This is a genomic window from Anaeromyxobacter paludicola (genome assembly GCF_023169965.1).
Taxonomy (GTDB): Bacteria; Myxococcota; Myxococcia; order Myxococcales; family Anaeromyxobacteraceae; genus Anaeromyxobacter_B; species Anaeromyxobacter_B paludicola.
In genome coordinates, this window is record NZ_AP025592.1 from 2321040 (window position 1) to 2339128 (window position 18089).

General features: G+C 74.7%; 14 protein-coding genes. 3 read left to right on the forward strand and 11 right to left on the reverse strand.

The window, feature by feature from the left end; all coding sequences use genetic code 11:
* Nucleotides 1–4: 4 nt before the first annotated feature.
* Nucleotides 5–1276, reverse strand: coding sequence for an outer membrane protein assembly factor (locus AMPC_RS10675; RefSeq protein ID WP_248340497.1), 1272 nt, complete (start codon nt 1274–1276; stop codon nt 5–7).
* A gap of 94 nt (nt 1277–1370) precedes the next feature.
* On the opposite strand from AMPC_RS10675, the gene AMPC_RS10680 reads away from it, so the two are divergent.
* Nucleotides 1371–2246 carry a phosphatase PAP2 family protein gene (locus AMPC_RS10680; RefSeq protein ID WP_248340499.1) on the forward strand — a complete coding sequence of 292 codons (876 nt, stop codon included), beginning with the start codon at nt 1371–1373 and terminating at the stop codon, nt 2244–2246.
* Entirely contained in the window at nt 2243–4507 is a 2265-nt protein-coding gene (locus AMPC_RS10685; RefSeq protein WP_248340501.1) for an efflux RND transporter permease subunit, read from the forward strand. Before AMPC_RS10680 ends, AMPC_RS10685 begins: the two co-directional genes overlap by 4 nt.
* Before the next feature lie 119 nt (nt 4508–4626).
* On the opposite strand, the gene AMPC_RS10690 is transcribed toward AMPC_RS10685, so the two are convergent.
* Genes AMPC_RS10690 through hpnA form a run of 8 tightly spaced genes read right to left on the reverse strand, consistent with a single transcriptional unit; the run spans nt 4627 to nt 13840 of the window.
* Nucleotides 4627–5322, reverse strand: coding sequence for a phosphorylase family protein (locus AMPC_RS10690; RefSeq protein ID WP_248340503.1), 696 nt, complete (start codon nt 5320–5322; stop codon nt 4627–4629).
* Complete coding sequence (locus AMPC_RS10695; RefSeq protein ID WP_248340505.1) at nt 5319–6161, reverse strand: carotenoid biosynthesis protein; 843 nt, start codon at nt 6159–6161, stop codon at nt 5319–5321. The genes AMPC_RS10690 and AMPC_RS10695 overlap by 4 nt, the downstream gene beginning before the upstream one ends.
* Nucleotides 6162–6166: 5 nt before the next feature.
* A complete protein-coding gene (gene shc / locus AMPC_RS10700; protein WP_248340507.1) occupies nt 6167–8140 on the reverse strand; it encodes a squalene--hopene cyclase in 1974 nt (657 codons plus the stop codon).
* The gene (locus AMPC_RS10705; protein ID WP_248340509.1) at nt 8137–9075 is read right to left on the reverse strand and encodes a phytoene/squalene synthase family protein; all 939 of its coding nucleotides are present in this window, start codon (nt 9073–9075) and stop codon (nt 8137–8139) included. The genes shc and AMPC_RS10705 overlap by 4 nt, the downstream gene beginning before the upstream one ends.
* Nucleotides 9072–10778, reverse strand: a complete 1707-nt coding sequence (locus tag AMPC_RS10710) for a phytoene desaturase family protein (RefSeq protein WP_248340510.1) — start codon at nt 10776–10778, stop codon at nt 9072–9074. Before AMPC_RS10710 ends, AMPC_RS10705 begins: the two co-directional genes overlap by 4 nt.
* Before the next feature lie 4 nt (nt 10779–10782).
* Entirely contained in the window at nt 10783–11823 is a 1041-nt protein-coding gene (gene fni / locus AMPC_RS10715; protein WP_248340512.1) for a type 2 isopentenyl-diphosphate Delta-isomerase, read from the reverse strand.
* The gene (hpnH, locus tag AMPC_RS10720) at nt 11823–12833 is read right to left on the reverse strand and encodes an adenosyl-hopene transferase HpnH (protein WP_248340514.1); all 1011 of its coding nucleotides are present in this window, start codon (nt 12831–12833) and stop codon (nt 11823–11825) included. The genes fni and hpnH overlap by 1 nt, the downstream gene beginning before the upstream one ends.
* Nucleotides 12818–13840: a hopanoid-associated sugar epimerase gene (gene hpnA, locus AMPC_RS10725; RefSeq protein WP_248340516.1), complete on the reverse strand. Its 1023-nt coding sequence runs from the start codon at nt 13838–13840 to the stop codon at nt 12818–12820. The genes hpnH and hpnA overlap by 16 nt, the downstream gene beginning before the upstream one ends.
* A gap of 216 nt (nt 13841–14056) precedes the next feature.
* Between hpnA and AMPC_RS10730 the strand changes: the two genes are divergently transcribed.
* Complete coding sequence (locus AMPC_RS10730) at nt 14057–15622, forward strand: hybrid sensor histidine kinase/response regulator (RefSeq protein ID WP_248340518.1); 1566 nt, start codon at nt 14057–14059, stop codon at nt 15620–15622.
* A gap of 84 nt (nt 15623–15706) precedes the next feature.
* On the opposite strand, the gene AMPC_RS10735 is transcribed toward AMPC_RS10730, so the two are convergent.
* Both AMPC_RS10735 and ligA read right to left on the reverse strand, forming a co-directional pair.
* Nucleotides 15707–15985: an acylphosphatase gene (locus AMPC_RS10735; protein WP_248340520.1), complete on the reverse strand. Its 279-nt coding sequence runs from the start codon at nt 15983–15985 to the stop codon at nt 15707–15709.
* A 3-nt stretch (nt 15986–15988) separates the two neighbouring features.
* Nucleotides 15989–18073 carry an NAD-dependent DNA ligase LigA gene (ligA, locus tag AMPC_RS10740; RefSeq protein ID WP_248340522.1) on the reverse strand — a complete coding sequence of 695 codons (2085 nt, stop codon included), beginning with the start codon at nt 18071–18073 and terminating at the stop codon, nt 15989–15991.
* Nucleotides 18074–18089: the final 16 nt, after the last annotated feature.

The window sequence follows — 18089 nt, forward strand, 5'->3', positions numbered from 1 at the left end:
CCCGTCAGTACGGGTAGCCGAGCTCGACGTACACCTTGAGCCCCTCGCCGCCGGTGGCGAGGTCGATGCGCCCGAGCACGTTCGGGTGGACGAAGGCCCGCAGGCCGAGGCCGCCGGCGAGCTGCGGGCGCGACAGCGCCTGGTCGAACGACCCGAACACCTGCCCCGCGGCGACGAACGGGTCCACGCGCCAGTCGGCGACCACGCCGAAGATCCGGGTCTGGAAGACGCGGAGGCGCTGCTCGAGCTCCACCTCCCACGCCTGCCGGTCCACGAACCGGTCCTCGGTGAAGCCGCGCATGAGGAAGGCGCCGCCGAGCCGGCTCTGCTGGTAGAAGGGCACGCCGCCCGCGCTCACGCCGGTCCAGGCCGCGCGCGCCGCCCCGGAGAGCCACTCGAGCTCGGGCACGACCGCGCTCGCCTGGAAGCTGCCGCGGAGGAAGGTCGGCGAGCCGGCCAGCCCCTCCACCACCGCCCCCGCGAGCTCGGCGCGCACGCCGCGCTCGGCGTAGTCGCCGCCGCGCCGATCGTCGTACCGCAGGCTCGCGCCCTGCGAGAGGAGCGTGGCGCCGCCCATGCCCGGGGCGCGCGGGAACACCTCGGGGCTGAGGGGCAGCCCGGGCACGCCCTGGTCCTCGACCCCGTCGCGCTCGATCCCGAGCGAGAGCCCGGCGTTGAGGTGCCGGGCGAGGTTCAGGCCGCGGCGGGCCAGCGCCAGGGCGCGGAAGCCGGTGTAGCTCGTCTCGGCGGAGGCCGGCGTGTCGGGGCCGAGCCCGAAGAAGCGGAAGAAGGCGCTGCGCTGCAGCCGGAGCGTCAGCTCGTCGGTGCTGCGCCCCGTCTCCTGGGGCAGCCGCTGCCAGACCACGAGGTTGTTGTAGTTGATGCGCGTGCTGCCCGAGGCGATGACGGTGAGGCTCTCGTCGTCGGTCGGGTACCAGTACCAGCGGAAGGTGCCGGTGTAGTGGATCACCGAGTTCCAGGTGACGCTCGGCGCGATGATCGACTCGGTCCGCTGGCCGTCGGGGCAGACCCGCAGGAACACGGGCATGGCGCCCCAGGTGTCGCCCTCGTTCGGGAGGGTGGCCCAGACCGGGAGCGGGATGATCTCGGTGCGGAGGGGCTGCGCGCAGTCGGCCAGGGCCGGCCGGGCCAGGGCGAGCGCGAGCGCGCCGAGGATCCACGCGGCGGTCCGCGCAGGACCGCGGCGGGGCCTGCGTGCGGACGTCCCGGAAGCGCTTGACTCGCGGAGCCATCGCCGTAACTTGCTGCGCACCATGCCGAGTTCTGAGCCAAGTGTACCCGGGCCGGTCGCGGGGGCGCTCGGGTTTTCGCGCGGGCTCGCGCGCGAGTGGCTCCTGCCCTCGCGCACCATGACCCGGCGGCTCTGGCCGCCGGCGGTGGGGCTCCTCTACATCGCGGCCGTGGGGCTCCTCGGAGGGCTGCGGAGCGACCACCTCGTCATCGGGCTCCTCGGGTTCCTCGACGTCTACAACGAGAAGTCGCGCCTGTTCCTGAAGGTGTTCTTCCCCTTCATCCTCACCGGCGTGGTCTTCGACTCGATGCGCTACTTCTACTGGCAGGGCATCGCGGGCCGGGTCCACGTGGCCGAGCCGTACCTCGTCGAGCGGGCCTGGTTCGGCGTCGGCGGGCGCACGCTCAACGAGGTCTTCGCGGAGCGCCACTGGGCGCTCGCCGACCTGGCGTGCGGCTTCGCCTACCTCGCCTACGTCGGCGAGTACCTGGCGCTCGCGTTCTTCCTCTTCTTCCGCGGCCGGCTCGCCCGGGCCGGCACCTTCGCGCGCGCCTTCCTGCTCGTGAACGTGATGGGGTACGTGACCTACTTCGTCTACCCGGCCGCGCCGCCCTGGTACGTCTCGGAGTACGGGCTCGGCCCGGCCCGCATGGACGTGCACCCCACCGCCGCGGCGGCCCACCGGTTCGACGCGCTCCTCGGGACCCACTTCTTCGACTCGATGTACTCGCGCGGCGTGGACGTGTTCGGGGCCCTGCCCTCGCTGCACGTGGCCTACCCGCTCATCGCGGTCCTGCTCGCCTTCCGGCTCGCCGAGCTGCGCTGGGCCCGGATCCCTACCGTGCTCTTCTTCGCGCTCATGTGCTTCAGCGCCGTCTACCTGCAGCACCACTACGTGATCGACGCGGTGCTGGGCGCGGTCTACGCGGTGCTCGCGCTCGCGGCCGTCACCGCCTGGGAGCGGCGCCGCGCGGCGCCGGCGCCGGCGGCGTGAGCGCGCCGGGCCGCGACCGGATCGCGCGGGCGCTCGCGGCGGTATTGCGCCTGCGCTGGCCCATCCTCGCCGCCTACGCGCTCCTCGTGCCCTGGGCGGCGCTCGTCGCCGCCCGCATCCCGAACGAGGGCGCGATCGACCGGCTCATCGTCCCGAGCGACCCCGACTACGTCACCACCCGCGCCTTCCAGCGCGTCTTCCCCGAGGCGCAGACGGTGCTCCTCCTCGTGGAGGCGGACGATCCCTGGTCGCCCGCGGCGCTCGACCGGGTGGCGCGCGCCGAGGCGGCGGTGCGCGCCGTGCCGCACGCCGGCGCGTTCTCGCTCCTCGACGCGCTCCGCCGCGCCCGCCCGGGCGCCTCGCCCGAGGCGCTGCGCCGGCTCGCGCTCGGCACGCCGTTCTTCCGGGGCCAGGGCCTCGTGGGCGATCGCTTCCTGGCCGTGGTGGCGAGCCTCGACGTCCGCACCCCCGCGGAGCGCGACGCCGCCCTCGCCGGCGTGGACGCCGCGCTCGACGCGGCGGGGGTGGGGCCGGTGCGCCGCGTGGGCGCGCCCTACGTCAGCTCCTGGCTGGAGCGCCAGTCCTCGCAGGCCTCGGCCCGCTCCTTCCCCATCTTCGCGGTGCTCCTCGTCGGCATCGCCCTCTTCCTCTACCGCTCCTTCCGGGCGCTCCTCGCCCTCGTCCTCGCGCTCGGCGCCGCGGTGGCGCTCGGGGTGGCCGCCGGCGCGCTCCTCGGCTTCGCCTTCACCATCGTCTCGGTGCTCGTGCCGCTCACGATCCTCGTGACCACGCTCGCCACGCTCGTCTACCTGCACTCGCGCTTCGTGGACCAGCCCGAGGGCGTGCCCCTCGCCGAGCACCACCTCGCCGCCCTGCGGAACAAGTTCCTCCCCGTCACCGCCTCCACCCTCGCCGCCGCCATGGGGTTCGCCGCGCTGGCGGTCTCGCGCATCCGGCCCATCCGCGAGATGGGGATCTGGACCGCCGCCGGCCTCGTCATCGCCTGGGTGGTCGCCTACACGCTCTTCCCCGCCCTCCAGGCCGTGCTCCGCACCCCGACCGGCCGCAGCCGCCGCGTGCGGAGCGGGCTCTACGACGCGCTCGCCGGCGTGCTCCCGGGGTTCACCTTCCGGCACCGCTTCGCCCTCGTGGGCGCGGCGCTCGCCGCCTGCGCCGCCGGGCTGGTGGGGCTCTTCGGCGCGCCCGGGATCGCGAAGGGGATGTCGGTCGGCGTGGACACGCTCGCCTACCTCGACCCCTCGACCGCGCTCCACCGCGACCTGCGCTGGTTCCGCGAGAACGTGATGGATCTCAACGTGGCGCGGATCTGGATCCACCTGCCCGCGCCCGCCGCCGCCGACCCCGAGGTGCTGCGCGGCGTGGACCGGTTCGAGACCGCGCTCGAGGGCTCGACCGACGTGACCGGCGTCACCGGCCCCACCACGCCGCTGCGCATCCGCGGCTACCTGGCCGGGAGGGGGGAGCGGCTGCCCACCGACCCGGAGGGCTTCGCCCGCGCCGCCGCCGACGTGGAGCAGCTCCTCCTCACCGAGCCCGACCTGCGCGGCTTCATCGACGTGAAGGGGCTCGCCGACCTGCAGCTCACCGTGCTCTTCAGGAACGGCGACGCCCAGGGCTACGCCGCCCTCTCCCGCCGCGTGCAGGCGGCCTGGGACGCCGCCCGCGCCGGCGCGCCCGCGCTCGAGGGGGCCCGGATGCGGGTGGTCGGCGAGTCGCTCCTCCAGGTCAAGGTGGGCGCGAGCCTCGTCCCCACCCTGGCCGAGAGCTTCCTGCTCACCGTGGCCCTCATCTTCACGGTCTTCCTCTTCCTGTTCCGCAGCGGCGTCGAGCGGCTGCTGGCGATGATCCCGTCGCTCTTCGCGCTCCTCGCCACCTTCCTCGGGATGCGGCTCCTGGGCGGCTCGCTCAACGTCGCGACGATCATCATCGCCACCACCGTGCTCGGCACGACCGAGAACGACCAGATCCACTTCTTCCACCACATGCACGAGCGGGCCGGCGCGCCGCTGGAGGAGCGGCTGCGCCACGCGCTGCGCGTCTCCGGCGGCGCCATCGTCTTCGCCACGCTCATCAACGCCGCCGGGTTCCTGGGGCTCGCCGTGTCGAGCTTCCCGCCGCTGCGCCAGTTCGGCCTCATGACCTCCGCCGCCTTCCTGCTCGCGCTCGTCGCCGACTTCACCGCGCTGCCGGCGGCGCTCTGGATCGCCTCGGGGGAGCGGCCGGGGGGAGCGAAGGAATAGCGGGCGGGGCGGGCGGGGTCTCGCGGTGATGCGACCACGAGTTCCTCTTCCCCTCTCCCGCGGAGCGGGGGAGCGAAAGGGAGGGGGTGAGACGCGAGGCTCTCGCGACCGCCCCTCCCCTACCCTCCCCGCCCGAGCGGGGAGGGAGAACAGCAGGTCGCCGCCCGCTCCCGCCAGCCCTCCCGGAGCCGCTCCCGCCAGGCCGAGGTCTCGCGCAGGAAGGCGGCGGCCCGCGCCGGCGCGCGCGCGGCCTCGACGGCGGCCCGCGCGGCGAAGGCGGCGCGCTCGCCCAGGCCCCGGGCGGAGAGCGCGCCCCCGAGCAGCCCCGCCAGCCTCGGCAAGGGCCGCCCCGGCGCGTCGGTCACGAGCCGCAGCACGGCGAAGGGCAGCCCGGCCGCCTCGGCGGCCTCCGCCAGCGCCGCCGACTCCATGTCCACCGCCGCGGGCGCCGGGAGCCCGAAGTCCCCGCCGCCGACCACGGCCTCCGCCGTGAGGAAGGCGCAGGGCACGGCGCCGTCGAGCGCGCCCAGCGTGCCGGGCCGGAGCGCCACCGGCCGCGCGCGCCCCGCCTCGAGCCGGTGGAGCGAGGTGGCCGTCGCCCACGCGAGCGGCGCCAGGTCCGCCGAGAGGGCGCCGCAGAAGCCGGAGGAGACCACCCGGACCGGCCGCGCGCCCTCCCGGAGCCGCCGCCGGAGCGCCGCCGCGGCGCGCGCCGGCCCGACGCCCGTCGCGAGGACCTCGAACCCGGCCGCGCCGAGGAGCCCCTCCCGGCAGGCCGCCGCCTCGGCGCCGGTGGCCGCGCAGACCAGGATCACGCGAGCCGCCCCGGCGCCCGGAGCCGCCAGGCGAGCCACGAGAGCGTCACCGCCACCACGGCGCCGCTCGCGGCCGCGAGCGCCCAGTCCCGGATGAAGAGCGTCATCGCCAGGTTGAAGCCGAACACCCCCGCGTAGACCCCGTACACCGCCCAGGCGAACCGCGGGTGCACCGGGCGCCACGCGCCCCGGCACCAGGGCAGGACCCGCAGCGCGAGCTGGAACAGCCACTGGCTCGCCGCCCCCACCGCGAACCAGCCCAGGAAGTTGGCCGCGGTGACCCCGAACCAGAAGCCGCGGTACGGGTACTCGTAGATCCGCCCCAGGAACCACTTGTCGCCCTGGAGCGCCACCGGGTCGATGACCACGTCGAGCAGCATCATCACCGCGCCGCCCACGAGCGGCGCCGCCGGGTGGCGCAGGCCCGGCCAGCGGCCGCGCGCGAGGTCCTCGCGCGGGGAGAGCAGCGCCGCCGCCAGCACCAGGCTGAAGTAGGAGAGGAAGACGAAGGAGAGCGAGTCCCAGAACGGCACGTTCGAGATCCAGAGCTCGCGGGTCCGCGTCTCGTCGAAGTAGCTGTAGGGGCCGAAGGGGAAGCCGTTCCGGGTGGAGCTGTACTCGGCGGCGAAGGCGACGAGCCAGGTGGAGACGGCGAAGGTGGCGGTGCGCCGGGCGCCGAGCTGGTACACCGCGAAGGCGAGGAAGCAGGCGAAGAAGGCGTAGACGTAGGGCCGGTGGACCACCGTGCCCCAGAGGAGCGCGAGGAAGCCCGGCCCGGCCGCCGGCGACGGCGCGCCCGCGAGTGGCGCGCCCAGCCCCGCGAGGAGTCCCGGCGCCATCCGCCTCAGGCCCCGGCCGCGGCGCAGTACCGGCCCAGCGCCATGAGCGGGAAGTAGTGCCGGTAGAGGTGGTAGCGCAGGTAGAAGTGGCGCGGGAAGCCGGTCCCCGTGAACGCCTCCTCCGCCCAGGAGCCCACCGCCCGGCCCTCCCCGAGCTGGCGCTCGACGAGCCAGGCCACGCCGCGCCGCACCGCCTCGTCGGAGGGCGGCAGGTACGCGAGCAGCCCCATCACGCCCCAGGCCGTCTGCGACGCCGTGGACGGGCCGCGCCCCATCGCGCTCCGGTCGGCGTAGGACTCGAGCCCCTCCCCGAAGCCGCCGTCCGGGTTCTGCACCGAGAGGAGCCAGCGGAGCGCCCGGGCCACCATGGGATCCGAAGCGGTCACGCCCTGGCGCGCCAGCCCGTTCAGGACGTTGGAGGTGCCGTAGACGTAGTTCACGCCCCAGCGGCCGAACCAGCTCCCCTCCTCCTCCTGCGAGCCGCGCAGGTACGCCACCCCGCGCTCGGCCGCCGCCCGGTGGCGCGGATCGCCGAGCGCGCCGAGCGCCTCGAGCACGCGCCCCGCCACGTCCGGCGTGGAGGGATCGCAGAGCGAGTCCATGTCGGAGAACGGGATCCGGTTCAGGAACTCGCGGTCGTTCTCGACGTCGAAGGCGGCCCAGCCGCCGTCCCGGTTCTGCATCGAGACCATCCACGCCGCTCCCCGGCGCACCACCTCGCCGCCGCGCGAGGCGGGATCGGTCTTGAGGAGGGCCAGGATCACCGCGGCGGTGTCGTCCACGTCGGGGTACCAGGTGTTGACGTGCTCGAAGGACCAGCCGCCCGGCCGCCCGCGCCGGTTGAAGACCATCCAGTCGCCGTGGTCGTCGAGGATCTGCTTCCCCGCGAGCCAGCGCCGGACCGTCGCGAGGCGGGGATCGGCGCCGTCCTGGCCGGCGTCGGCGAGGCCGATGAGCGCGAGCGCCGAGTCCCAGACCGGCGACTGGCAGGCCTCCACCCGGAAGCCCTCCTCGTCCTGGATGCCGAACCGCTCGATCGCCTCGAGCCCGCGCCGCACCGGGCCGGAGTCGAGGGGGTGTCCGGCGAGGCGGAGCGCCAGCACGCCGTTGAGCATCGGCGGGAAGATGCCCGCCCAGTCGCCGCTCTCCTCCTGGTGCTCGAGCACCCAGCGCTCGCAGCGGCGCAGCGCGTGCTCGCGCACCCGCGAGACCACCGGCGCGCCGCGCACCCCCTCGTAGGCGCGCAGGAGGGCGTCGCTCGCGTTGAAGAAGCTCTTCCAGCCGAGCCCGTCGCCGCGCAGCGTGTCCACGATCGAGTCGCGGTACGGCAGGTGCTTGCGGGCCGGGTCGAGCCAGAGGTGGTCGAGCAGCCCGCTCTCGCCCGCCGCCGCGCCCGGGAGGGCGAAGACCGGCCGGTGGTGCATCACGATGAAGAGCGGGACCATGGTGCCGCGCGCCCAGCTCGACAGCCGGTAGACGTTGATGGGGCTCGCGTCGGGGAGGAGGATCACCTCCGGCGGCACGCACGGCACCGCGTCCCACGGGAAGAGGCCGAACAGGGCGAGGTTGATGCGCGTGAAGACGCGCACCTTCGCCACCCCGCCCGCCGACCGGATGAACCGCTCCGCGCGCGAGAGCCGCGCGTCCCCGCGCGGCACGCCCACCAGCAGGAGCGCGAGGTAGGTCTCGACCGTGGTGGAGACGTCGCCCGGCAGGTTCCAGGCGATCCCCCAGCTCCCGTCCGGCTTCTGGCGCGAGGAGAGCCAGCGCGCGATCTCCCCCCGCCTCTCGCCGAGGTCGATCCCGAGCGCCTGGCAGAGCAGCACGTACTCCGCGGTGATGGTGGCGTTCGACTCGAGCTCGGCGCACCAGTGGTCGCCGCGCTGGACGCGGAAGAGGAAGTCCCCGGCGGCGCCGGCGGCGGCGCGGGCGCGGGCGGGGAGCGCGTCCTCGAGGGGCCGCACCTCGGCGCGGCTCATTCGCGGTCGCCTCCGTGCAGGAGCGCCGCCGTCCAGGCGTGCCAGAGCGACGACGGCAGGAGCGCCACCTTCTCCGGGAGCGACAGGTAGGCCCGGCGCGAGAAGACGTCGTAGCCGGCGTCGCGGATCTTCCCGAGGATCCCGGAGTAGGCCTCCGCCGCGAACTCGAAGGCGGTCCGTCCCCGGCTGCTGGTGAGGAGCGGGATGAGCGCCAGCCCCTGGGCGTAGAGCCGCTCGGCGCGGGCGATCTCGAACTCCATCAGGGCGCGGAAGCGGGCGTCCACGCGGTGCTCGAGCAGGTCGGCCTCGACGAGCCCGAAGGCGGCGAGGTCCTCCTTGGGCAGGTAGAGGCGCCCCCGCGCCAGGTCCTCGCCGACGTCGCGCAGGATGTTGGTGAGCTGCATGGCCGTCCCGAGCGTCTTGGCGTGCTCGAGGGCCCGGCTCCCGGCGCGGTACCCCGCCACCGGCGTGATCATGAGCCCCACCGTGCCGGCCACCCGGTAGCAGTAGAGCTCGAGGTCGGCGAAGGTCTCGTAGCGGACCGGCTCGAGGTCCATGAGCACGCCCTCGACGAGGTCGTCGAAGGGCTGGAGCGGGATGTCGTAGCGGAGCACCGTCTCGCCCAGGATGGCGAAGCGGGGATCGCGGCTCTCGCCGGCGACGGCCCGGCGCAGCTCGGCCTGCATCTCGCGCAGCCTGGCGCGGATCGACTCGGGCGTGTCGCCGGGGGCGGGCTCGTCCACCAGGTCGTCGGCGACGCGGGCGAAGCGGTACAGGGCGGCGATGGCGTTGCCGCGCTCGGGGCCGAGGGCGCGGGCCATGAGGTGGAACGTCTTGCCGTTCTCGCGCAGGACGTCCCAGCACTCGGCCCAGCCGCGCAGCACCTCGGCGTTCGACAGGCGCCCGGCCGGCCCCATCGTGGGATCGAGGATCATCGGAGCCATCTCCTCCCCGGCGCGACGGACACCGCGCCAGCAGCGCTCCTCATGTTGCCAGATCCCGGGGCGGCCGGCGCGCGCCGCCGGGCCCGCAGCCCCTCGTGGGCCCGCAGCGCCGCGATCTTGCCCGACAGCGCCGCGGTCGGGACCGCGCCCGGCCAGACGGTGAAGTGGCCCGCCGCGTGGAGGTTGGCGAGCGGCGTCTCGACGTGCGCGAGCGGGTTCAGGAAGGGGAAGTTGCGCCAGTTGAGCTCGAACCCGCAGCTGCCGCCGAAGGCGTTGCGGGTGAAGCGGACCGTGGAGGGCGGCGCGCCCACGTCGAGGAAGGAGACGAGCGACGCCGCGCCCGGGGCGAGCTTCTCGAAGGTGGCGAGGAGCTCCTCCCCCACGGCGCGCTTCCGCTCCCGGTACGCCCGCGGGCGGGGCGGCGGGCGCCCCTCGCGGGCGGTGTCGCCGGTGAGCCCCGTCCCCCAGCCGTCGAGCCAGTCGTGGCGCGTGAAGGCCTGCAGCACCACCGCGGCGCGGGGGGCGCCCCGGAGCGCCGGCTCCTCGCCGCCGTGCGCCGTCACCTCGAGGAAGGCGCGCCGGTGCGCGCCGGGGTCGCGCGGGTCGAGGTCGGTGGTGCAGCCGGGGCTGGGGAAGAAGAAGACGTGGGAGGCCCGGAGCTGGCGGCCGAGCTCCTCGGGCGGGACGTCGAGGCCGACGTACGCCGAGACGAGCGCGTCGGAGTGACGCGCGGCGTCGAGCCGCGAGAGCTCGCGGGGACCGTAGCGCGCCGGGCCGGCGAGCCGGTGCACGAGCTGCCGGTAGTCGCCGCAGTAGACCACCTCGCGCGCCTCGAACCGCTCGCCCCGGTGGGTGACCACGCCCGCCACCCGGCCGCCCTCCGCGTCGAGGGCGGTGACGGTGCGCTTGAAGAGGAAGCGCACCCCGCGCTCGCGCAGCCGCTCCACCCAGCGGTCGATCCAGGGCTGCAGCCCGCCCTCCGGGTACCAGTAGTCGTGCGCCCAGAGGTGCCAGAACGCGGAGGCCACGAAGACGTTCATCCGGCTGTAGCCGCAGCGCGAGAGGAGGTCGCGGACGCCCGAGGCGGGGAGCTCGCGCTCGTACCAGGCGGTGAAGTCGTCGAGCAGCAGCCGCCGGAGCTCGGCGATGAGCCGGGGGAGCCCGAGCGGCGATTCGAGCGCCGCCCCCGCGAGCGCCTGCGCCACCCAGCGCGGCAGCGCGAGCGCGCGCTCGCCGCGCACGTAGGGGATGCGGTCGGGCGTGAAGAGCCGCCGGATGAGCGCCGAGGTCCGCTCGTGCTGGTCGAAGACGCGCCCCAGCCCCGCCGCCTGCTCCGGGTAGGCCTCCTGGAAGGCGCGCCGGATCTGCGGGAGCGACTCGACCACCGCGTCGAGCCCCGGCATCACCAGCCGGTAGCGCGCCCGCCGGAAGCTCGCCAGGTCGGCGAGCCCGTACTGCTCGAGGAGCGGGAAGACGATGCCCATGTCCTCGAAGGACTGGCAGCCCGCGTCGAAGTAGAGCCCCTGCCGGCGGATGCCGGAGAGGAGCCCGCCGGCCTGGTGGTTGTGCTCGAGGACGAGGACGCGGTGGCCGCGCCGCTCGAGGTCGGTGGCGGCGACGAGCCCCGCGATCCCGGCGCCGACCACGACGGCGTCGTACCGGTGCGGCTCCGGCGGGCCCCCGATCCCCGCCACCGCCCTAGCCCTCCGCCGTGTAGTCGCGGGCGCGAGCGAGGGGTCGGAGGCGGAGCTCCGCCACCGTCCGGCACCCGGTCACGAACATGGCCGTGCGCAGCTCCTCCACGAGCTGCCGGAGCGCGAGCAGCGCGTCCTCCGCGGAGCGGTCCGCGGCGCGCAGGAGCGGCAGCGCGACGGAGACCGCGTCGGCGCCGAGCGCGAGGGCCTTCGCCGCCTCGATGCCGTTGCGGATCCCGCCCGAGGCGATGACCACCCGGTCCGGCAGCGCCTCGCGGCAGATGGCGACGCTCTCCGCGGTGGGGACGCCCCAGCGCGCGAAGAGCTCGCCGGTGCCGCGCTGCACGGGGTCGGCGGTGCGCAGGCTCTCCACCTTCGACCAGGAGGTGCCGCCCACGCCCGAGGTCTCGACCCCGGCCACCGGCAGGTCGCGGATCCGGGCGGCGGTGGTGCGCGAGATCCCCGAGCCGACCTCCTTCAGGAGCACCGGCACGCCGGCCTGCGGGACCACCTCGCGCAGCTTGGGCAGCAGCCCGGAGAAGCGCGTGTCGCCCCCCGGCTGGATCGCCTCCTGGAGCGGGTTCAGGTGGAAGTAGAAGGCGTCGCAGCCGGCCCCCTCCACGAGCGCGCGCACCTCGCGCGCGCCCACCCCGTAGTTGAGCTGCACCGCCCCCACGTTGCCGAACAGGAGCGGGATCCCGGGGGCGGCGTCGCGGACCGCGAAGGTGGCGCGGGTGGAGGGATCCTCGAGCATCTTCCGCTGCGAGCCGAGGGCCATCCCCACGCCGCACGCCTCGGCCGCGAGCGCCAGGCGCCGGTTCAGCTCGCCGGCCCGCGGCGTCCCGCCGGTCATCGAGGCGATGACGATGGGGGCGGCGAGCCGCTTCCCGAAGAGCTCCACCCCGGTATCCACCTCGTCGCGATCGAGCTCCGGCAGCGCGTCGTGGTCGAAGCGCAGCCCGGCGAACCCGCTCGCCCCGGGGAACTCGACCTCCTCCTCGAGGCACAGCGCGAGGTGGCTGTCCTTGCGATCGAGCTCGGCCATCAGCGGAAGGTGGACCGGAGGGAGCGGACGACGTTGCCGAGGCTGGCCATCGAGTCCTCCACCGCCGAGGGCTCGTAGCCGCTGTGGACCATGCAGTCCTCGCACTTGGGGTGGCGGCCCGCCCCGTAGCGGTCCCAGTCGGTGGTCTCCATCAGCTCGCGGAAGGTCCGGGCGTAGCCGCCCTCGCTGAAGAGGTAGCAGGGGCGCTGCCAGCCGAGGACGCTGAAGTTCGGGCTCCCCCAGGGCGTGCACTGGTAGTCGCGCTCGCCCTTGAGGAAGTCGAGGTAGAGCGGCGAGTGGTTGAAGTGCCAGGGCCGCCCGGCGGCCGGCCCGAGCACGGCGCGGAAGAGGGCCCGCGTCTGCTCCTTGTGCAGGAACTGGTCCTGCACCGGCGCCTTCTCGTAGCCGTAGCCGGGCGAGATGGTCATCCCGTCCACGCCGAGCGCGGTCATCTCGTCGAAGAAGCGGTGCAGGTCGGCCGGGTCGTGGCCGAGGAAGATGGTGGAGTTGGTGGTGACGCGGAAGCCGCGCTTCTTGGCCTCGCGGATGGCGGCCACCGCGGTGCGGTAGACGCCCTCGCGCTGGACCGAGGCGTCGTGCCGCTCCGCGACGCCGTCGAGGTGGATGTTGAAGCTGAAGTGGTCGTCGGGCCGGAAGAGGTCGAGCTTGCGCTCGAGCAGGATGGCGTTGGTGCACAGGTAGACGAACTTCCCGCGCTCCACCAGCCCCGCGACGATGCGGTCGATCGACTTGTGGATGAGCGGCTCCCCGCCGCAGACGCTCACCATGGGCGCGCCGCACTCCTCCGCGGCGGCCCAGCACTGCTCGGGCGTGAGCGCCTGGTCGAGCACGCTCTCCGGGTGCTGGATCTTGCCGCACCCCATGCACTCGAGGTTGCAGCGGAAGAGCGGCTCGAGCATCAGCACGAGCGGGTAGCGCTTCACGCGCCGGAGCTTCTGGCCGGCGATGTACCTGCCGACCGCGACGACCTGCTTCATTGGGATGCCCAAGCGGCGTTCCTCCTCGACGTCGGGATGTACCCGTGCTGCTCGAACCAGATGATGGCGTCCTCGAAGGCGGCGCGCACCGGCGTTTGGGGCAGCCCGAGCTCGCGGATCGCCTTGCCCGGGTCGAAGAACATCCGCCGGCGCGCCATGCGCACCGCCTCGAGCGCCACGGCCGGGGGCCGGTGGGTGACGAGGTCGGAGAGCGCGGTGCTCACCGCGCCGGCGGCCCAGGCCACCGCGTACGGGAGCCGCAGGCGCGGCGCCGGGATGCCGGTGAGGGCCGAGAGCTCCCCCAGGATCTCGACGAGCGTCATGTCGCGGTGGCCGAGGATGTAGCGCTCGCCGATCCGCCCGCGCTCCGCCGCGGCGAGGTGCCCCTCGGCGACGTCCCGCACGTGCACCACGTTGAGCCCGGTGTCCACCACCGCCGGCAGGCGGCGGCGGACGAAGTCCACGACGATCTGCCCGGTGGGCGTGGGCTTCGCGTCCCAGGGGCCGACGGGCGCGCTCGGGTTCACCACCACGAGCGGCAGCCCGCGCGCCACGAAGGCGAGCGCCGCCCGCTCGGCCTCGAGCTTGGAGCGCTTGTAGTGGCTCGTGAGCTGCCCCTCGAGGAGCGGCGTGCGCTCGTCGCACGGCGCGGGGAGCGCCGAGAGGCCGATGGTGCCGACGGTGGAGGTGTGGACCACCCGCTCCACCCCCTCGGCCAGGCAGGCCTCCATCACGTTCACCGTGCCGTCCACGTTGCTCCGGTAGAGCTCGCCGGGGTCGCGCGCCCAGAACCGGTAGTCGGCCGCGACGTGGAAGACGCGCCGGCAGCCCTGGACCGCGCGGCGGACCGAGCCGGCGTCGCGCAGGTCGCCCGTGACCACCTCGACCGGCAGGCCCTTCAGGTTCCTCCGGTCGGAGGTGGGCCGTGCCAGCACCCGGACGTCGTCGCCGCGCTCGAGCAGCAGCCGCGCGACGTTCGCCCCGATGAAGCCGGTCGCTCCCGTGACGAGCACGTGCATGGGCCGGGAAACGTAACACGATCGGCCGCGCTCCACCCGAGAGACCGGCCGGAGGGGAACCCGCACGCCGGGTGGAGGCCGTCCGCGGGGGGACCCGAGCGGGTGACATCCCGGTCGTGCCCCGGTCCCCGATCCGTGCGACACTTTCACCTTCGGCGCAACCGGGGGGACGCGCCGGACGACCGCTGCCCACCGGGCCCCATCGAGAACGGCACCATGACCGTCCCAGCGCACTTCGCGAGCGACCCGCCCGGCGGCGATCCCCTCGACCTGCAGGATCAGCTCGCCAAGATCACCGAGAGCGTGCCGGGCACCATCTGCTCGTACCAGCTCCACGCGGACGGGCGGGTCACGATGCCCTACACCGCCCGGTCGGGCGAGGAGCTGTACGGCTTCTCGCGGGAGGAGCTGGCGCGCGACTTCAGCGTGGTGCTCGCGTGCATCCACCCCGACGATGCCGGGCGCGTGGGCGACCGCCTCGCCCAGGCGGCCCGGGACTTCGCGCGCTGGCACGACTGCTTTCGCTACCTGCACCCGCAGAAGGGGCTGCGCTGGATCGAGGGCTGGTCGGTCCCGCGGCGCGAGCCGGACGGGAGCATCCTCTGGCACGGCTTCGTGATGGACGTGACCGAGCGGATGCGGGCCGAGGAGGCGCTGCGCGAGTCCGACCAGCGCAAGAGCGAGTTCCTCGCCACGCTCTCGCACGAGCTGCGCAACCCGCTCGCCCCCGTCCGCAACGCGCTCTGGCTCCTGCAGCACGCCGCGCCGGGCAGCGACCAGGCGGTGCGCGCCCGTGAGGTCATCGAGCGCCAGACACAGCACCTCACCCGGCTCGTGGACGACCTCCTCGACGTGAACCGGATCTCGCGCGGGAAGATCGCGCTGCGCCGCGCGCGGCTGGAGCTCGGCGACCTCGTCCGGCGCACCTGCGAGGATCACCGGACCGCCTTCGAGCAGCGCGGCATCGAGGTCCAGCTGTCGCTGCCGCCCGCGCCGGTCTGGGTGGACGCCGACGCGACGCGCCTGGCGCAGATCGTCGGGAACCTGCTCCAGAACGCGGCCAAGTTCACCGGCGAGCGCGGCCACGTCTGGATCGCGGTGGCGCTCTCGGCCGGCCGCCGCGAGGCGGAGATCCGGGTGCGGGACGACGGCGTCGGGCTGTCCCCCGATCTCCTCCCCCGCGTCTTCGAGCCCTTCGTGCAGGCCGAGACCGGGCTGGCGCGGACCCTGGGCGGGCTCGGCCTCGGCCTGGCGCTCGTGAAGGGGCTCGCGGAGCAGCACGGCGGCGCGGTGCGGGCGGCGAGCCCGGGGCCGGGCCAGGGCGCGGAGTTCACGGTGACCTTGCCGCTCGCGGAGGGGCCGCCCGAGGCGGCGCGGCCGCCGGAGCCGGCGGCGGTCGAGGCCCGCCCGCTCCAGGTCCTCATCGTGGAGGACAACCCGGACTCGGCCGAGACGCTGCTCCAGATCCTCGAGCTCCTCGGCCACGCGGTCCGGGTGGCCCACGACGGCCGCGCCGGCCTCGCGCTGGCGCGGGCCTGGCGGCCGGACGTGGTGCTCTGCGACATCGGCCTGCCCGACCTCGACGGCTACGAGCTCGCCCGCGCCCTGCGCGCCGATCCGGCCCTGCGCGGCATGCGGCTCGTGGCGCTGAGCGGCTACGCGCAGCCGGAGGATCGGGAGCGCGCGCTCGAGGCCGGCTTCGACGCCCACCTCGGCAAGCCGGCGCCGCCCGACGCCATCAGCGAGGCGCTCGGGGCGCCGCCGGGGGCGGGCGGGACCTAGGTGAACGGCTGCGCACCCGGTCTCGGGCGAGTCGCTGACAATCGACGACCTGCCGAAGCCTGCCCGGGAGCCGCGTCCGGCAACCTACCGCGCCACCCGGAACCCGCCCGACTCGCCGGTGGGCGGCTCCCAGGCCACCTCCACCGCCTCGACGCGGGCCGCCGGGGGGCCGCGGTGGCACCAGCGCACCAGCGCCTCCACCGCCTCGCGCTCTCCCTCGGCCTGCACCTCGACCTCGCCGCCGGGCAGGTTGCGCGCGGTGCCGGACAGTCCGAGCCGCTCCCCCTCGTCGGCGGTGGACTGCCGGAAGTAGACCCCCTGCACGAGGCCTCGGACGAGCATGCGGACGCGGGCGCGGGCCATCCGTCACTCCTTCAAGAGCGCGAGGAACTCCTCCTCGCCGATCACCTTCACGCCGAGGCCACGGGCCTTCTCGAGCTTCGAGCCCGCGTCCTCGCCGGCCACCACCAGGTGGGTCTTCTTCGAGACCGAGCCGGACACCTTGCCGCCGCGCCGCTCGATCTCCGCCTTGGCGTCGTCGCGCGAGAGGCTCGCGAGCCCGCCGGTGAGCACCACCGTCTTGCCGGCGAACGGGCCGCGCGCGTCCACCTGCTCCGGCGCGGGCGCCACGCCGGCGGCGAGGAGCCGCTCGACGACGCGCACGTTCTGGGGCTCGGCGGTCCAGGCCCGGATCTCGCGCGCGCTCTCGGGGCCGATGTCGCGGACCCCGAGCAGCTCCTCCTCCGAGGCGGCCAGGAACCGCTCGAGGCTGCCGAAGTGGCGCGCCAGGGTGGCCGCGGTCGCCTCGCCGACCTGCGGGATGCCGAGCCCGAAGACCAGCCGGCGCAGCGTGGTCTGCTTCGAGCGCTCGAGCGCGTCCACGATGTTCTGGGCGCTCTTCTCCGCCATCCGCTCGAGCCCCTGCCACTGCTCGCGGGTGACGGCGTAGAGGTCGGCGAAGTCCTTCACCAGCCCCGACTGCACGAGCTGCGCGCAGAGCTTGTCGCCGAGGCCGTCCACGTCCATGGCGCGCCGCTGCGCGAAGTGGCGCAGCCGGCCCACGAGCTGCGCCGGGCACGCGGCGCCGGTGCAGCGGTACACCTTCTCCCCCTCCTCGCGCACCACCGCCGCGCCGCAGACCGGGCAGCGGGACGGGAACTCGAAGAAGGTCTCCTCGCCGGTGCGCCGCTCGGGGAGCGGCTTCACCACCTCCGGGATCACCTCGCCGGCGCGCCGGATGAGCACCCAGTCGCCCTGGCGGATGTCCTTGCGGCGCATCTCGTCCTCGTTGTGGAGGGTGGCGCGCGAGACGGTCGCGCCCGAGAGCTGCACCGGGTCCACCTCCACCACCGGCGTGAGGATGCCGGTGCGCCCCACCGAGGCCCAGATGGTGCGGACGCGCGTGGCCTCCTCCTGCGGCGGGTACTTGAAGGCCGCCGCCCAGCGCGGGAACTTGCTCGCCGCGCCGAGCCGCCGGCGCCAGTCGAGGTCGTCCACCTTCACCACCACGCCGTCGGTGTCGTAGGGGAGCTCGAAGCGGCGCCGCTCCATGAGATCGCGGAACCGCTTCACCTCCTCGATCCCGGAGCAGCGCGCGTTCTCGGGGTTGGTGTCGAAGCCGAAGCGCGCCAGGTCGGCGAGCTTGTCCCAGTGCGTCCTCCACGGCGCGATCTTCTGCTCCGGCTTCGCCTCCGCCCGCCGATCGGCGGAGCCGCCCGGCTCCGTCTCCGGCGTGAGCGCCTCGTAGGCGATGAAGGAGAGCGGCCGGGTGGCGGTGACGCGCCAGTCGAGCTGCCGGAGCGAGCCCGCGGCGGCGTTGCGCGGGTTCGCGAACGGCTCGCCCCCCTGCCGCAGGATGAGCTGGTTCATCGCCTCGAAGTGCTTCTTCTGGAGGAGCACCTCGCCGCGCACCTCGAGCCGGCGCGGCGGGCTCCCCTCGAGCCGCTGCGGCACGCCCCGGTTCGCGCCGAGGCCGCCGATGGTGCGCAGGTTGCGGGTGACGTCCTCGCCGTTCACGCCGTCGCCGCGGGTGGAGCCGGAGACGAAGACCCCGTCCTCGTAGACCAGCTCCGCCGAGAGCCCGTCGAGCTTCGGCTCGCAGACGTAGGCGACCTTCACCCCCTCGGGCAGCTCGAGCAGCCGGTGCACGCGGGCGTCGAGCTCGTCGAGCTCCTCGTCGGTCTGCACGTTCCCGAGCGAGAGCATCGGCTCGCGGTGCACCACCCGGTCGAACCTCGCGGACGGCGCGCCGGAGACGCGCTGCGTGGGCGAGTCGGGGTCGCGCAGCTCCGGGTGCTCCGCCTCGAGCGCGGCGAGCTCGCGCATGAGCCGATCGTACTCGGCGTCCGAGAGGACCGGCTGGTCGAGGACGTAGTAGGCGTGGTCCGCGGCGCGGAGGCGCTCCTTCAGCTCGGCGGCGCGGCGGGACTCGGCGCTCCCAGGGGTCGGCACGGCGGGAGGATGGCGC

Coding starts and splice junctions, on each gene's coding strand:
- hpnA (WP_248340516.1), bottom strand. CDS start 13,840: ATGCACGTGCTCGTCACGGGAGCGACCGGCTTCATCGGGGCGAACGTC.
- AMPC_RS10695 (WP_248340505.1), bottom strand. CDS start 6,161: ATGGCGCCGGGACTCCTCGCGGGGCTGGGCGCGCCACTCGCGGGCGCG.
- shc (WP_248340507.1), bottom strand. CDS start 8,140: ATGAGCCGCGCCGAGGTGCGGCCCCTCGAGGACGCGCTCCCCGCCCGC.
- AMPC_RS10730 (WP_248340518.1), top strand. CDS start 14,057: ATGACCGTCCCAGCGCACTTCGCGAGCGACCCGCCCGGCGGCGATCCC.
- fni (WP_248340512.1), bottom strand. CDS start 11,823: ATGGCCGAGCTCGATCGCAAGGACAGCCACCTCGCGCTGTGCCTCGAG.
- AMPC_RS10675 (WP_248340497.1), bottom strand. CDS start 1,276: ATGGTGCGCAGCAAGTTACGGCGATGGCTCCGCGAGTCAAGCGCTTCC.
- AMPC_RS10705 (WP_248340509.1), bottom strand. CDS start 9,075: ATGATCCTCGATCCCACGATGGGGCCGGCCGGGCGCCTGTCGAACGCC.
- AMPC_RS10680 (WP_248340499.1), top strand. CDS start 1,371: ATGACCCGGCGGCTCTGGCCGCCGGCGGTGGGGCTCCTCTACATCGCG.
- AMPC_RS10735 (WP_248340520.1), bottom strand. CDS start 15,985: ATGGCCCGCGCCCGCGTCCGCATGCTCGTCCGAGGCCTCGTGCAGGGG.